16 protein-coding genes are annotated in these 13,910 nt (G+C 63.6%); 5 read left to right on the plus strand and 11 right to left on the minus strand.

Going from position 1 to position 13,910, the window contains the following annotated elements; genetic code table 11:
- Together B3873_RS02395 and B3873_RS02400 are read right to left on the minus strand one after the other, a co-directional pair.
- Positions 1-1,043, minus strand: a 1,043-nt coding sequence (locus tag B3873_RS02395; protein ID WP_286863857.1) for a sensor histidine kinase, incomplete at its 3' end; no start/stop codon positions are given.
- A 4-nt stretch (positions 1,044-1,047) separates the two neighbouring features.
- Positions 1,048-1,734: a response regulator transcription factor gene (locus B3873_RS02400; protein ID WP_088755402.1), complete on the minus strand. Its 687-nt coding sequence runs from the start codon at positions 1,732-1,734 to the stop codon at positions 1,048-1,050.
- 258 nt (positions 1,735-1,992) lie between these two features.
- Here B3873_RS02400 and phnD point away from each other — a divergent pair, with 258 nt between their 5' ends.
- The 5 genes from phnD to glpD all read left to right on the plus strand — a co-directional run bounded on the left by phnD (position 1,993) and on the right by glpD (position 7,156).
- Positions 1,993-2,982, plus strand: coding sequence for a phosphate/phosphite/phosphonate ABC transporter substrate-binding protein (gene phnD, locus B3873_RS02405; RefSeq protein WP_034339821.1), 990 nt, complete (start codon positions 1,993-1,995; stop codon positions 2,980-2,982).
- Positions 2,983-3,142: 160 nt separating this feature from the next.
- Positions 3,143-3,913 carry a phosphonate ABC transporter ATP-binding protein gene (gene phnC / locus B3873_RS02410; protein WP_013236645.1) on the plus strand — a complete coding sequence of 257 codons (771 nt, stop codon included), beginning with the start codon at positions 3,143-3,145 and terminating at the stop codon, positions 3,911-3,913.
- The gene (gene phnE / locus B3873_RS02415) at positions 3,910-4,713 is read left to right on the plus strand and encodes a phosphonate ABC transporter, permease protein PhnE (protein WP_286863860.1); all 804 of its coding nucleotides are present in this window, start codon (positions 3,910-3,912) and stop codon (positions 4,711-4,713) included. Before phnC ends, phnE (B3873_RS02415) begins: the two co-directional genes overlap by 4 nt.
- Positions 4,706-5,539, plus strand: a complete 834-nt coding sequence (phnE, locus tag B3873_RS02420; RefSeq protein ID WP_286863862.1) for a phosphonate ABC transporter, permease protein PhnE — start codon at positions 4,706-4,708, stop codon at positions 5,537-5,539. Before phnE (B3873_RS02415) ends, phnE (B3873_RS02420) begins: the two co-directional genes overlap by 8 nt.
- Before the next feature lie 12 nt (positions 5,540-5,551).
- Positions 5,552-7,156 carry a glycerol-3-phosphate dehydrogenase gene (gene glpD / locus B3873_RS02425; RefSeq protein WP_286863863.1) on the plus strand — a complete coding sequence of 535 codons (1,605 nt, stop codon included), beginning with the start codon at positions 5,552-5,554 and terminating at the stop codon, positions 7,154-7,156.
- On the opposite strand, the gene B3873_RS02430 is transcribed toward glpD, so the two are convergent.
- The 9 genes from B3873_RS02430 to urtE form a co-directional block, all read right to left on the minus strand.
- Complete coding sequence (locus B3873_RS02430; protein ID WP_286863864.1) at positions 7,138-7,749, minus strand: HupE/UreJ family protein; 612 nt, start codon at positions 7,747-7,749, stop codon at positions 7,138-7,140. The genes glpD and B3873_RS02430 overlap by 19 nt on opposite strands.
- A 59-nt stretch (positions 7,750-7,808) precedes the next feature.
- Positions 7,809-8,441, minus strand: a complete 633-nt coding sequence (ureG, locus tag B3873_RS02435) for an urease accessory protein UreG (RefSeq protein WP_013236640.1) — start codon at positions 8,439-8,441, stop codon at positions 7,809-7,811.
- A gap of 60 nt (positions 8,442-8,501) precedes the next feature.
- On the minus strand, positions 8,502-9,182 hold the full coding sequence (locus tag B3873_RS02440; protein WP_286863867.1) for an urease accessory protein UreF: 681 nt from the start codon (positions 9,180-9,182) through the stop codon (positions 8,502-8,504).
- Between the two features lie 4 nt (positions 9,183-9,186).
- On the minus strand, positions 9,187-9,720 hold the full coding sequence (gene ureE, locus B3873_RS02445) for an urease accessory protein UreE (RefSeq protein WP_286863868.1): 534 nt from the start codon (positions 9,718-9,720) through the stop codon (positions 9,187-9,189).
- An 18-nt stretch (positions 9,721-9,738) separates the two neighbouring features.
- A complete protein-coding gene (gene ureC / locus B3873_RS02450) occupies positions 9,739-11,439 on the minus strand; it encodes an urease subunit alpha (protein WP_286863869.1) in 1,701 nt (566 codons plus the stop codon).
- On the minus strand, positions 11,436-11,780 hold the full coding sequence (locus B3873_RS02455; RefSeq protein WP_252697703.1) for an urease subunit beta: 345 nt from the start codon (positions 11,778-11,780) through the stop codon (positions 11,436-11,438). Before B3873_RS02455 ends, ureC begins: the two co-directional genes overlap by 4 nt.
- Before the next feature lie 10 nt (positions 11,781-11,790).
- Positions 11,791-12,093, minus strand: coding sequence for an urease subunit gamma (locus B3873_RS02460; RefSeq protein ID WP_008333723.1), 303 nt, complete (start codon positions 12,091-12,093; stop codon positions 11,791-11,793).
- Positions 12,094-12,183: 90 nt separating this feature from the next.
- A complete protein-coding gene (locus B3873_RS02465) occupies positions 12,184-13,083 on the minus strand; it encodes an urease accessory protein UreD (RefSeq protein ID WP_402708632.1) in 900 nt (299 codons plus the stop codon).
- Positions 13,084-13,195: 112 nt separating this feature from the next.
- Entirely contained in the window at positions 13,196-13,894 is a 699-nt protein-coding gene (urtE, locus tag B3873_RS02470; protein WP_008333719.1) for an urea ABC transporter ATP-binding subunit UrtE, read from the minus strand.
- Positions 13,895-13,910 lie beyond the last annotated feature (16 nt).

The following is a 13,910-nucleotide window of genomic DNA, read 5'->3' on the forward strand; positions in this document are numbered from 1 at the left end:
CCCTCCATCTCGAAGTCCAGATCCTTCTCCGCAATCAGCGGCGACAGATCCACTGCCGTCTCGCGCGCCAGCATGCCCAGGTCACACACCTCCTGCGCCCCGCGACCGCGGATCTGCTCGACCTTGGCCAGGGACAGCAATTGATTGGCCAGCGTAGTGGCCCGCTCGACGGTGCCCGACATCTCCTGCCAGATGACAGGCGCCGGCGCATCGCCCCGCAAGCCGGACTGCAACTGGGTTTTCAGCACGGCCAATGGCGTACGCAACTGATGCGAGGCATTGGCCACGAAACGTTGCTGATGATCCAGCAGCCGCCGCAAGCGCGCCATCAACTGATTCAATGCATCGATGAACGGCTGCAACTCACGCGGTGCCATCGGTGGCGCCACGGGTGAGAGATCATCCGCCGGTCGCTCATCAAGCTGCCGCCGCAAGGCATCCACCGGTTGCAGCGCACGCCGCACCACATACAAGGTCACCGACACGATCACCACCAGCAAGGCCGCCTGCCGGATCAGCGTCTCCCAGAAAATCTTGCGTGCCAGCGCACTGCGGTTCTCCATCGTCTCGGCTACCTGCACCAGTGCGGCGCCGCGCGGATCATTGGTCACCACCGGCTGGAACAGCGCTGCCACCCTGACCGGCACGCCGTTATAGGTATCTTCGTAGATATGCGCCAGGGCCGGATAGATGGCTTCCTTGTCCGCCTTCCCCTTGTAGGAAGGCAGATCCTGATCGCCCTCGAAGAACTTGCCGTCCAGACCGTTGATGCGGTAAATCATGCGGCTCGAATAATCGGCCTCATAAATTTCCAGCGCCGCATAAGGCAGCGAAGCCTTGAGCTCGCCATTCTCGATGCGCAGCAGATCGCCAATCGAATGCACCGATGCAATCAGCATCCGGTCATAAGCGGTATTGACCGACTCCAGCGTATTGCGATAAAGCGAAAAGGAATCGATGACGATGAACAGGGCAATCGGCGAAATGATCCACGCCAACAGATAGGCGCGTACCGACCGACGCCGCGAAAACAGATGTGCCACTTCCTCAGCCCTCGCCGCCCTGCTGCTGCCGATCCCGCAGCAGATAACCCAGCCCGCGCAGGGTCATGATTTCGGCCCCGGTCTCCATGAGTTTCTTGCGCACCCGATGGACCACCACTTCGATGGCTTCGAGCTGCGTGTTCTCCTCCATCGGAAAAACCAGCCTGAACAATTTCTCCTTGGTCACCGCATGTCCCGGCTTGGCAATCAATGCCTTCAACAGCGTATGCTCGCGCGGCGTCAACTCCAGCGGTTCGTCGTCACAATAGAAAGCCCCCGATGCCCGATCAAAGCGCAAGCGCCCGCAGCGCTGCCCACCGTCATCGGCATTGGTCCGCCGTCGCAGCAGCGCGCGAATACGCGCATCGAGCTCATCCAGATCAAAAGGCTTGGCCAGGTAGTCATCGGCACCGGCATTGAGGCCCACCACGCGATCGCCCACCGCGCCGCGCGCGGTCAGCACGATCACCGGGGTACCGATGTCCTGCGAGCGGATGCGCTGCAGCAGGTGCAGCCCGTCCAGTCCGGGGATATTGAGATCGAGCACGACCAGGTCGCCGATCCCGTCCTTGATGTGCGAGAGCGCACTGATGCCATCACCGCAATGCGTAACCTGGAAGCCGCGCCGCTCCAGCGCGCGCACCAGGGCGCGCGACATGTCGATGTCATCCTCTACCAGCAGGATATGCATGATCTCCCGTGTCGTTATCGTTGTGCAGCCGCCTTTATACCGCCAATCCAAGCGCGGCGCGAGCCCCGGCTCCGCGCGCTTTGAAAGCAGATTGAAAGCCACTGGAAAGGCAGCTGACAGGAAACCCCCTCCTCGACGGCATCGCCCCATGGCAAAAGCCATCCCCCTCGCCTACACTCCCGCACATCGCCGGCCACGCACCGATCAACATCGCCGTCGCGACCGGCACCAAGACCAAAACCATCTCCAGGAGACAGCATGACCCCACGTCTGATCAAGACCCTGTTGGCACTCGCCCTGGCCGCTCCGGCCATCGCCTTCGCCCAGGACACCTGCAGCAATCGCGGCGACCTCGACCAGCAATACTGCGACGCCAATCACGACCTGACCGCCGACACCCCCACCGATCCCAAGAAGCTGAAGAACCCCAATACCCTGGTCTTCACCTTCACCCCGGTGGAAGATCCGGCCGTCTACGACAAGATCTTCAAGCCCTTCACCGATTACCTGTCGCAATGTACCGCCAAGAAGGTGGTCTTCTTCCAGGTGCAATCCAACGCTGCTGAAATCGAAGCCATGCGCTCGGGCCGCCTGCACGTCGGCGGCTTCTCGCCGGGACCGACCAACTTCGCCGTCAACATCGCCGGTGCCGTGCCGTTTGCCGTCATCGGTGACGCCAAGGGTTATCAGGGTTATACCCTCAACGTGATCGTGCGCAAGGACAGCCCGATCCAGAAGATGACCGACCTCAAGGGCAAGAAGGTCGCCCACACCGCGCCTTCGTCCAACTCCGGCCACATGGCCCCGATGGCCTTGTTCCCCAAGCTGGGCGTGACGCCGGACAAGGACTACAAGGTCATCTTCTCCGGCAAGCACGACCAGTCCATCCTGGGCGTGAACTCGGGCGACTACGACGCTGCTGCCATCGCCTCCGACGTCTTTGATCGCATGGTGGAACGTGGCGTCATCAAGGCCGAGAACTTCCGCGTCATCTGGCACAGCGAGAAATTCCCGACCCAAGACTTCGCCTATGCGCATGACCTGGAGCCGAACTTCCGCGACAAGATGCTCAAGTGCTTCTACGACTATCGCTTCACCGATGAGCTCAAGAAGGCCTTCGCCGGCTCTGATCGCTTCTACCCGATCAACTACAAGAAGGACTTCGAGATGGTGCGCTTCGTCGCCCAGTCCGCCGGTGAATCCTTCAACCGCGCCGCCTACGACAAGCAGAACGCCGGCAAGAAGTAAGCATCACCGCAAGGCATCCGTGACCTCCGGTCCGGATGCCGCAAGACGATTCCATCCTGCACAAGCAACACGGCCCCTGCTCATCGGCAGGGGCTGCGGCCCCTCGCATCCCGCAGTCTGCCGCGCACCACCAGAAACATCACCAGAGAAAGCGTCTCCCATGTCACACGCCATCGAAATCCAGGGCCTGGTCAAGGAATACAAGCCCGGTCATCCCATCCTCAAAGGCATCGACCTGAAGATTGGCGACGCCGGCCTGATCGCCATCATCGGCCCTTCCGGCACCGGCAAGTCCACCCTGATCCGCTGCATCAACCGCCTGGTCGATCCCAGCCGTGGCGCGATCTGGTTCGAGGGCGAAGGCAAGCGCGTGAACCTGGCCGAACTGCGCGGCCGCGCCCTGCGCGAACAGCGCCGCCACATCGGCATGGTGTTCCAGGAATACAACCTGGTAGAACGCCTTTCCGTGATGGAGAACCTGTTGTGCGGAAGACTGGGTTACGTCAATGCCTTCACCGCCTGGCGCCGCAACTTCGCCAAGGAAGATATCGCGCACGCGTTTGAATTGCTCGATACCGTGGGCCTGGGCAACTTCGCCAACCAGCGTGCCGACGCGCTCTCCGGCGGCCAGCGCCAGCGCGTGGGCATCGCCCGTGCCCTGATGCAGCGCCCGCGCCTGCTGCTGGCCGATGAACCGACGTCCTCGCTGGACCCCAAGACCTCCTTCGAGATCATCTCGCTGCTCAAGGAACAGGGCCGCGCCCAGAAGATCCCGGTCATCGTCAACATCCACGACGTGGAGCTGGCCAAGCGCTATGCCGACCGCATCATCGGCATGTCCGGCGGCCACGTGGTCTACGACGGCAATGCCGAGAATCTGTCGGATGACTTCCTCAAACAGATCTACGGCGGCGAGGACTGGCTGGCATGACGACCTCCTCCACTTCCTCCACGCCCCGCGTGAGCCTGGTCTTCAAGCCGCAACTGGCCACCCGCGTGGTGATCTGGCTCATCGCCCTGTATGCGATCTACGCAGCCACGCAACTGGGTTTCTCGTGGGAGCGTTTCTCTTCCGGACTTGGCAATGGCGCCAAGTTCCTGGGCCGCATGTTTCCGCCCGATCTCTCCAAGGGCGACATTCTCTGGGGCGGCATCAAGGAGACCCTGCAGATCGCCGTGCTGGCGTCGCTGTTTGGCATCCTGTTCTCGCTACCCATCGGCCTGATGGGCGCACGCAACCTGATGCCCTCGTGGATCTCCTGGCCTGCACGCGCGCTGGTGTCGGTGTGCCGCTCGCTGCATCCGGTGATCGTGGCCATCCTGTTCGTCAAGGCCGTGGGCTTTGGCGCACTGGCCGGTGTGCTGGCGCTGATCGTGGCGTCCATCGGTTTCATCGGCAAGCTCTTTGCCGAAGCCATTGAAGAGATCTCCATCAAACAGGTCGAAGCCATCCGCGCCACCGGTGCCTCCTTCATGAACGTGATCCTCTTCGGCGTGCTGCCGCAGGTGATGTCGCGCTTCGTCGGTTTCTCGACCTACCAGCTCGACTCCAACCTGCGCAATTCGACCATGGTCGGCATCGTCGGTGCGGGCGGTGTGGGCGGCGTGCTGTTCTCCGCCTTCCAGCGCTTCGATTACGACTTCGTGCTCACCATCCTGATCACCATCATTACCATCATCGTCGTCGGCGAACTGCTGGCCAATTCGGTCAAGAAGGTTTTCAATGTCTGATACCGTCCTCCCCCGCCCCGCTGCCGCGCTCAACCCGGCCGAGCGCGAATGGCAGCGCCATACGCCCCTGCAGCGCATGCTGCGTTTCACCGTGTGGCTGGTCATCGCCCTGGCCGTAGTGCAATCCCTGCGCTATATCGAGATCATCCCCGAGTTCCTCTACGATGCGCCCGAGCAGATGAGCGACATGCTCGCCCGCATGTGGCCCATCGACTGGGCCTACTTCAGCAGCGACGTCCAGGCCGGACTGATCGAGACCCTGCACATTGCTACGCTCGGTACCCTGCTTTCCATCGCGCTGGCCATTCCCTTTGGCCTGCTGGTAGCGCCCAACCTGACCCGCCATCGCGGCCTGAACCTGTTCGCCCGCATCGTGCTGGTGGCCAGCCGCTCGGTCAATTCGCTGGTGTGGGCGCTGCTGTTCCTGGCCATCTTCGGACCCGGTCCGCTGGCGGGCACGCTGGCCATCGCTTTCCGCTCCATCGGCTTCGTCGGCAAGATGGCCGGCGAGACCATCGAGCAGATGCCGCGTGGCCCCATCGAAGCGCTGCAGGCGTCGGGCGCGAGCAAGTTCTCCGAGATCTGGTATGGCTACTGGCCGCAATTGAAGCCCGCCTTCATGTCCATCGTGCTGCTGCGCTGGGACATCAACGTGCGTGAATCCGCCGTGCTGGGCATCGTCGGTGCCGGTGGCGTGGGCATGGTGCTCGATACCGCGTTGAACCTGTTCCAGTGGCCGCGCGTGGCGACGGTGCTGGTTTCCATCTTCGCCATCGTGATCGTGACCGAAGTGGTGGTCACGCAAATCCGCAAGCGCATACTCTGACCGGGAGCCAGCATGAAAGCACGTGGCATGGAAGGCATCACCTATCCTCCGCAATACGATGTGCTGGTGGTCGGCGGCGGCATCAACGGCGCGGGCATCGCGCGCGATGCGGCCGGACGCGGCCTGTCGGTGGCGCTGTGCGAACAGCACGACCTGGCGCAGCATACCTCGTCCTCCTCCAGCAAGCTCATCCACGGTGGCCTGCGCTATCTGGAACATTATGAATTCGGGCTGGTGCGCAAGGCGCTGATCGAGCGCGAAGTGCTCTTGCGCAGCGCGCCGCACATCATGTGGCCGCTGCGCTTCGTGATGCCGCATGACCAGGGACAGCGCCCGGCCTGGCTGATCCGTTTGGGCATGTTCCTCTACGATCACCTGGCCCGGCGCGAACTGCTGCCGGGTTCGCGTGCACTGGATTTGCGTCGCCACGTCTCGGGTGCACCGTTGAAAGCGCAGTTCACGCGTGGCTTCGTCTATTCCGATGGCTGGGTCGATGATGCACGGCTGGTGGTGCTGAACGCCATGGATGCCGCCGAAAAAGGCGCGCACATCATGACCCGCACCCGCTGCGAATCGCTCACGCGCCAGGACAACGGCTGGCAAGCGGTGCTGCGCCGTGAAGACGGCCATGCCATGCAGGTGCGCGCACGCTGCGTGGTCAATGCCGCCGGCCCGTGGGTGGCGCAGTTCCTGGGCGATGCGGCCCACGTGCATTCGAGCAAGTCGGTGCGCCTGGTCAAGGGCAGCCACATCGTGGTGCCGCGCCTGTTCGAACACGATCACGCCTACATCTTCCAGAACCCGGATGGCCGCATCGTCTTCGCCATTCCCTGCGAGCAGGACTTCACGCTCATCGGGACCACCGATATCGAGTATCAGGGCAAGGTGGAAGACGTGGCCATCTCTGCGGACGAGACGGCTTATCTCTGCCAGCTGGCCAATCGCTATTTCGCAAAGCCCATTACACCGGCCGACGTGGTGTGGTCGTATTCAGGCGTGCGCCCGCTGCTCGAAGACGCAGCCGCCGACGCCTCGGCCGTCACACGCGATTATCAGCTCGACCTGAACACGCAAGGCGCCCCGCTGCTCTCCATCTTCGGCGGCAAGATCACCACCTTCCGCAAGCTGGCCGAGGAAGCGGTGGACATGATCGCGCCGGTACTGGGCAACCAGCGCGGCGCGTGGACCGAGCACGGTTGCCTGCCGGGCGGCGACCTGTATGGTGCGCAGCCGTCCAATCGTTCGGTGCGCCAATTCGGTCAATACGTGGAAGGCTTGCAGCAGCAGTATCCCTGGCTGCCCGCCACATTGTTGCAACGCTATGCGCGTGCCTATGGCAGCCGCACGCACGCGCTGCTGGAAGGAAGAAAGAACTTGGAAGAGATGGGAGAAGAAATCCTGGGCGGGCTCTATGCCGCCGAGGTGGACTACTTGTTGCGCCACGAATGGGCCACCAATGCGGCCGACATCCTGTGGCGGCGTTCCAAGCTCGGCCTGCATTTCCCCAAGGGCAGCGAGGCCGTGCTGGACGCCTGGCTGGCCGCGCGCGGCGGCCAGTCTTCAGGTCAGGAACCACCCGCCGAAGCGGGCGAGTTGCTTCAGGCAGCCAGCAGGTAAGCACCCACGGCGGCGATACCGACGCCGCCGATGCGCACCACGCGGTCAGCCATCTGCTTGCCTGCGATCAGGCCGATGCCCAGGCCGGCGGCATGCAGCAGTGCGGTGGCGGCGATGAAGCCGGCACCGTACAGGGCGGCCGAGCTGCCGTGCGGCAGTTCAGCGCCGTGTGCGTAGCCATGGAACATCGCGAAGACCGACACCACCAGCGTGCTGCCCCACAGCGGCAGGCGCACGGCAAAGGCGATCAGCAGGCCCAGCACGGCCACCGAAGCGGCGATACCGGTTTCCACGGCCGGCATCTGCAGGCCGGCGAAGGCCAGCAAGGCGCCAGCCACCATCATCAGCGGGAAGGCCAGCGGCAGCACCCACAGGGCGCGCTGCTTGTTCTGTGCCGCCCACAGGCCCACGGCCAGCATGGCCAGCAGGTGGTCGATGCCCGAGAACGGGTGGGCGAAGCCGGCCGCCATGCTGGCCGAGCCATCCATGGTGGAACCCGGATGGCCGGGGTGCGCCAGGGCAGTGCCGGCCGCCAGTGCGGTGACGGCCAGGACGCCCAGGCGGGCGCGGGTCTTGGTCGAGAGGGTCAACATGTTTTCTCCTTGGGCTGATACGGCAGATTCTTGAATCGGGGAAGTGACAGGGTTCAGGTTCAGTTCTTCGGCTTCTCGTCCAGCAAGCCCTGCTTGCGAATGTATTCGATGACCTTTTCCACCCCGTCGCCACTGCGCAGGTTGGTGAACACGAAGGGGCGCTCACCGCGCATGCGCTTGGCATCGGCCGCCATGATATCCAGATTTGCGCCCACATAGGGAGCCAGGTCGGTCTTGTTGATGATGAGCAGGTCCGAACGGGTAATGCCGGGGCCGCCCTTGCGCGGAATCTTTTCGCCGCCGGCCACGTCGATCACGTAGATGGTCAGGTCCGACAGTTCCGGGCTGAAGGTGGCGGCCAGGTTGTCGCCGCCGGACTCCACCAGGATCAGGTCCAGGTCCGGGAAATCGGCGCTCATGCGGGCGATGGCTTCCAGGTTGATGGAGGCATCCTCGCGGATGGCGGTGTGCGGGCAGCCGCCGGTTTCCACCCCCATCAGGCGTTCTGCCGGCAGCGCATCGGCGCGCAGCAGGATTTCCATGTCTTCCTTGGTGTAGATGTCATTGGTGATGACGGCCATGTCGTAATGGTCGCGCATGCGCTTGCACAGCATTTCGCACAGCGCCGTCTTGCCGGAACCGACCGGGCCGCCGATGCCCACGCGCAGCGGATTGGAAGTGGAGTTGCTCATGGTTGGTCTCTTGATCTCTTGGTCGTGTTGGAACGAAAACGATATAAACGATATAAATAATCAGGAACGATAGATGCGGCTGTACTGCACCTCATGCTGCATCGACAGCAGCGACAGGCCCGGTGCCCAGTTGCACAGATCTTCATCCTCCAGCGTCAGCGCCGTGGCCGCGGCCTTTTCCAGTTCCGGCTGCAGCGACAGCAGGATGCGCTGCCCCGCCACCTGTCCCAGCGGCACCGTCTTCACGCAGGCCAGCACCTGGTTCTCGGCCCAGGCGAACAGCATGCCCAGCACCGCCGCCTCGCGCGGCACCTGCAGGGCCACCGTGGCAAAGGCCAGCGAAGTCGGCAGCGGCAATTCCGGCTGCGCCTGCAGGATGGCCAGCAAGGCCTCATCGCCCAGCTTCAGGTCGGTCGCCAGTTTGCCCAGCGAATAGCCCATCTGAATGGTTTCGGCGCGAAACTCGGAAGTATCGCGGGCCGCGATGAAGCGCTCGGTCCACAACGTGACCTTTTCTGCATCACGGGCCTCGAAGGCTGCCACCAGCCGCGCAAAGATGGGAGCCTCGAAACGCGCCACCACTTCATGCAGCGCATGGCCTATCCAGGCACGGGCCGTGGCTTCGCTGCCCACGCGCCCGCCCTCGATGGCCGCCTCCAGCCCTTGCGAATAGCTGTAGGCGCCGATCGGCAAGGACGGGCTGCTCAGTTGCAGCAGATGCAGCAAGGCGGCAGCTTGCATGGAGTCAGACCTCTTCCTTCTTGTCGCTCGGACGATGGATTTTCTGGCGCAGCGGAATCGGTGCCAGCGGATTGTGGTGATGGTCATCGCCATGATGGTGATGGCCGCCACCATAGGCGCCCGCTTCCGGCTCGAAGGCCGCCAGTTCTTCGCTCACGCGCGCACCCAGCCCTTCCAGCATTTCCTTCAGCACCGGGTCCTTGCGGATGCGCAGGAAACCGACGCCCCCTTCATGGCCCACATGCGCCTGGGTGTGACGATTGCCGAGGTGGAAGGCGCAACGCAGCAGCAGGTGCGCATCAGCCGCATCGACGCGATAAGTCGCTTCGGCCTTGGCGATGATCTTGACCACGCGGCCATCGTCGCCGCGCAGCAGGTCGCCATCGCGCAGCACCGTACCGCGCACGGTAAACACCGCCACGTCTTCACCTGAACGCAGGGTGGCACGCAGGCGGCTCTTCTCGCGCTGGTCATAGGGCAGTTCCAGTTCGCCGTCGATCTGCTCGGCCTGGGCTATCTTGGTATTGAGAGTCAGCATGAAAAAATCTAAAGAAAATCAGAACAGGAAATAACGTTGTGCCAGCGGTAGCGAGACCGCCGGTTCGCACACCAGCAGCTCGCCATCGGCACGCACTTCATAGGTCTCGGAATCGACTTCCATCTTCGGCGTGGCACCGTTGTGGATCATGTCGCGCTTGCGCAGGTTGCGCATGTTCTTCACGGCCACCACCGGCTTGTTCAGTTTGAGTTGTTCACCGATGCCGGCATCGAAGGCCGCCTGCGAGACGAAGGTCATCGAGGTCTTCAGGCCACCGCCATAGGCACCGAACATCATCCGGTAATGCACCGGCTGCGGGGTCGGGATGGAGGCATTGGGGTCACCCATCTGGGCGGCCGCGATCATGCCGCTCTTCAGGATCATCGAGGGCTTGGCCCCGAAGAAGGCCGGTTTCCACAGCACGATGTCGGCTATCTTGCCCACTTCCAGCGAGCCCACCACGTGCGAGATGCCGTGCGTGATGGCCGGGTTGATGGTGTACTTGGCGATGTAGCGCTTGATGCGGAAGTTGTCGTTGCGCGAGGTATCTTCCTTGAGCGAACCACGCTGCACCTTCATCTTGTGCGCGGTCTGCCAGGTACGCAGGATGACTTCGCCCACGCGGCCCATGGCCTGCGAGTCGGAAGACATCATCGAGATCGCGCCGATGTCATGCAGGATGTCTTCGGCGGCGATGGTCTCGCGGCGGATGCGCGATTCGGCAAAGGCGATGTCTTCGGCGATGGCCGGGTCCAGGTGATGGCAGACCATCAGCATGTCCAGGTGTTCGTCCAGCGTATTGACGGTGAAGGGACGCGTCGGATTGGTCGAGGACGGCAGCACATTGCCCTCGCCCACGGCCGCGATGATGTCCGGTGCGTGGCCGCCGCCCGCGCCTTCGGTGTGGAAGGTGTGAATGGTGCGGTCCTTGAAGGCCGCCAGGGTGTGCTCCAGGAAGCCGCCCTCATTGAGCGTATCGGTGTGGATGGCCACCTGGATATCCATGCGGTCGGCCACCGTCAGGCAGTTGTCGATGGCGGCAGGCGTGGAGCCCCAGTCCTCGTGCAGCTTCAAGCCGATGGCACCGGCGCGGATCTGCTCTTCCAGCGGCAGCGGCAGGCTGACGTTGCCCTTGCCGAGGAAACCGAGGTTCATCGGGAAGGCGTCTGCAGCGGCCAGCATGGAATGAATGTGCCAGGGACCGGGCGTGCAGGTGGTGGCGGCCGTGCCGACGGCCGGACCGGTGCCGCCGCCCAGCATGGTGGTGACGCCGCTCATGAGCGCCTCCTCGATCTGTTGCGGACAGATGAAGTGGATGTGGCTGTCGATGCCGCCGGCGGTGACGATCATGCCTTCACCGGCGATGATCTCGGTGGCACCGCCAATGGCCATGGTCACGCCGGGCTGGATGTCGGGATTGCCGGCCTTGCCGATGCCGGCGATCTTGCCGGACTTGATGCCGATGTCGGCCTTGACGATGCCCCAGTGATCGACGATGAGCGCATTGGTGATGACGGTATCCATCACCTCGGCATGGGGGCGCTGCGACTGGCCCATGCCGTCGCGGATCACCTTGCCGCCGCCGAATTTCACTTCCTCGCCATAGATCGTGTAATCCCTCTCCACTTCAAGGAAGAGTTGGGTATCGGCCAGGCGCACACGGTCGCCAACGGTGGGGCCGAACATTTCGGCATAGGCCGAACGGGAAATCTTGCTCATTGGTTTTGCCCCTTCTTGAGGTTGCCATGCTGGGCCTTCAGCTTGCCCATCACCAGTGCATTGAAGCCGTAGACGCGGCGGTCCCCGGCCAGCGCCACCAGTTCCACCGTGCGTTCCTGACCGGGCTCGAAGCGCACTGCGGTTCCGGCGGCGATGTTCAAGCGCATGCCATAGGCCGCTTCACGCTCGAAGCGCAGTGCCGGATTGGTTTCGTAGAAATGGAAGTGGGAGCCGACCTGGATGGGACGGTCGCCGCTGTTGGCCACGGTCACCGTCACGGTGGGGCGGCCGACATTGAGTTCGATGTCGCCGGGTTCGACCAGCATTTCGCCTGGAATCATGACGCGCTCCTCAAGGAATCGGATGGTGGACGGTGACCAGCTTGCTGCCATCGGGGAAGGTGGCTTCGACCTGGATGTCGGGGATCATCTCGGGCACGCCTTCCATGACATCGTCGCGGGTGAGGATGGTGGTGCCCTCGGACATCAGCTCGGCCACGGTCTTGCCATCGCGTGCGCCTTCCATGATGGCGGCGGTGATCAGCGCCACCGCTTCCGGATAGTTGAGCTTGAGGCCACGGGCCTTGCGGCGCTCGGCCAGCAGCGCGGCGGTGAAGATGAGCAGCTTGTCTTTTTCTCTTGGTGTCAGTTCCATGTTGGCTCCTGGCCGTTGGGCGGCCTTCAGGTTCTATAACGCAGGGCGAGGCTTGATTCAGTTTTCCTGATGCAGCGTTTTACGTCGTGTTCATGTATTCCAGATGCGCGGAATGGCCGCGTCCTTGCCGGTGACCGCCGGGCGCAGCACGTGCCAGGCCGCATGCAGCCACTGCCGCGCCACCAGGCTGGATGGCCCCATGTAGCGGGCGATCAGCACCTGCTTCATCAGCGTGGCACCGCTGCGTCCTTCCAGCTGCAGGGCGCCGATGGTCTCGCGCAGCCGACCCAGCAGCGCCGCATCCATGCCATCGCCCACGGCGATCAGGGTGCCGCAGATGGTCTGCCCGTCCAGTGCCAGGGGGCCTTGCATGGCACCCGCCTCGGCCTGCAGGCGGCCCTGCTCGAACCACACCAGCTTGCCGCCACGGCGGATGCTGGTGCGCTGGCTGACGGCACCGGTATCGAAGGTTTCGCCCGACGCGGTACGGCCGAAGCAGAGGATTTCCGCGCCCAGGTAAGCGGCGTCGGCGGCCAGGGTCACTTCATGTTCCATGCGCACGTCGGCGCCATCGAAGAAGATGGTTTCCTGCGGCAGCCATTCCAGCGTCGCCCCAGCGGCGGCGTCGAGCCTGACGGCCTGGCGCGAGGACTGGCCATTGGCGCGATACCACTTGCCCGCACCGGGCGTGGTCAGCAGCGCATGGGCGCGCTCGCCCACCTCGGCGGTGATGGAGAGCTGGTCGCCACCGACGATGCCGCCCGGCGGGTGGACGATGATGGCGTGGCAGATGGAGGGATCTTCGGGATAGAGCGGCTTCTGCACGCGCAGCGGGCCGAAGTGCTGGCGGCGCATGAGGCGCGTGGTGCCCTTGTCGTCGGCAAAGCCCAGCGCCAGGCGTGCCTGGTCCGGCGCATGCCGCAGGGGCGCGCCTGGTGTCGCGGGGGCCGGCATGCTGGCGGGTTCCGGATGGCCGGGGAGTCGTTTCATACCTGGTTCTTCATTGCGTGGAAGGCGGCGTGTGCAAGCGGACTGCCTGGCCGCGAACATGCGACTTTATAGCAGACCCGCTGCAAACGCGCAGCCTTCCTGTGCGACGGCCTCAGACCGCCAGATGCTTCTTGACGTCCTCGCCATCCATCTGGTCCTGGGTACCGGCGGCGACCACTTCACCGCGCGACATCACCACGAAGGTATCGGCCAGTTCGCGGGCAAAGTCGAAATACTGCTCGCACAGCAGGATGCCGATGTCGCCGCGCTGGCGCAGCAGGCTGATGACGCGGCCGATGTCCTTGATGATGGAGGGCTGGATGCCTTCGGTCGGTTCATCCAGGATGATCAGCTTGGGCTCGGCCAGCAGTGCCCGGGCGATGGCCAGCTGCTGCTGTTGGCCACCGGAAAGATCGCCGCCGCGACGATGCAGCATTTCCTTCAGCACCGGGAAGAGTTCATAGACCTCGCCCTTGATGGTGGAGGCACGGCGGCCCGACAGCGTAGCCATGCCCATGAGCATGTTTTCTTCCACCGTCAGGCGCGCGAAGATCTCGCGTCCCTGCGGCACGTAGGCGATGCCCAGCTTGGCGCGCTGGTGCGGCTTGAGACGGGTGATGTCCTGGCCTTCGAAGCTGACGTTGCCCTTGGCCACCGGCAGCACGCCCATCAGGCATTTCAGGAGCGTGGTCTTGCCCACGCCATTGCGGCCCAGCAGGGACAAGACTTTGCCCTTCTGCACATCGAGCGAGACGCCGCGCAGCGTATGCGCCGCGCCGTAGTACTGGTTCAGTTCATTGACTTGCAGCATGGATGATGGTCTCCGC

It is taken from the genome of Herbaspirillum sp. UBA812, assembly GCF_002296545.1.
GTDB classification, from domain to species: Bacteria; Pseudomonadota; Gammaproteobacteria; order Burkholderiales; family Burkholderiaceae_D; genus Herbaspirillum; species Herbaspirillum huttiense.

Bases quoted from the DNA above. Each gene is read 5' to 3' on its own strand.
- B3873_RS02400 (WP_088755402.1), bottom strand. From the start codon at position 1,734: ATGCATATCCTGCTGGTAGAGGATGACATCGACATGTCGCGCGCCCTG.
- phnD (WP_034339821.1), top strand. From the start codon at position 1,993: ATGACCCCACGTCTGATCAAGACCCTGTTGGCACTCGCCCTGGCCGCT.
- phnC (WP_013236645.1), top strand. From the start codon at position 3,143: ATGTCACACGCCATCGAAATCCAGGGCCTGGTCAAGGAATACAAGCCC.
- phnE (WP_286863860.1), top strand. From the start codon at position 3,910: ATGACGACCTCCTCCACTTCCTCCACGCCCCGCGTGAGCCTGGTCTTC.
- phnE (WP_286863862.1), top strand. From the start codon at position 4,706: ATGTCTGATACCGTCCTCCCCCGCCCCGCTGCCGCGCTCAACCCGGCC.
- glpD (WP_286863863.1), top strand. From the start codon at position 5,552: ATGAAAGCACGTGGCATGGAAGGCATCACCTATCCTCCGCAATACGAT.
- B3873_RS02430 (WP_286863864.1), bottom strand. From the start codon at position 7,749: ATGTTGACCCTCTCGACCAAGACCCGCGCCCGCCTGGGCGTCCTGGCC.
- ureG (WP_013236640.1), bottom strand. From the start codon at position 8,441: ATGAGCAACTCCACTTCCAATCCGCTGCGCGTGGGCATCGGCGGCCCG.
- B3873_RS02440 (WP_286863867.1), bottom strand. From the start codon at position 9,182: ATGCAAGCTGCCGCCTTGCTGCATCTGCTGCAACTGAGCAGCCCGTCC.
- ureE (WP_286863868.1), bottom strand. From the start codon at position 9,720: ATGCTGACTCTCAATACCAAGATAGCCCAGGCCGAGCAGATCGACGGC.
- ureC (WP_286863869.1), bottom strand. From the start codon at position 11,439: ATGAGCAAGATTTCCCGTTCGGCCTATGCCGAAATGTTCGGCCCCACC.
- B3873_RS02455 (WP_252697703.1), bottom strand. From the start codon at position 11,780: ATGATTCCAGGCGAAATGCTGGTCGAACCCGGCGACATCGAACTCAAT.
- B3873_RS02460 (WP_008333723.1), bottom strand. From the start codon at position 12,093: ATGGAACTGACACCAAGAGAAAAAGACAAGCTGCTCATCTTCACCGCC.
- B3873_RS02465 (WP_402708632.1), bottom strand. From the start codon at position 13,083: ATGAAACGACTCCCCGGCCATCCGGAACCCGCCAGCATGCCGGCCCCC.
- urtE (WP_008333719.1), bottom strand. From the start codon at position 13,894: ATGCTGCAAGTCAATGAACTGAACCAGTACTACGGCGCGGCGCATACG.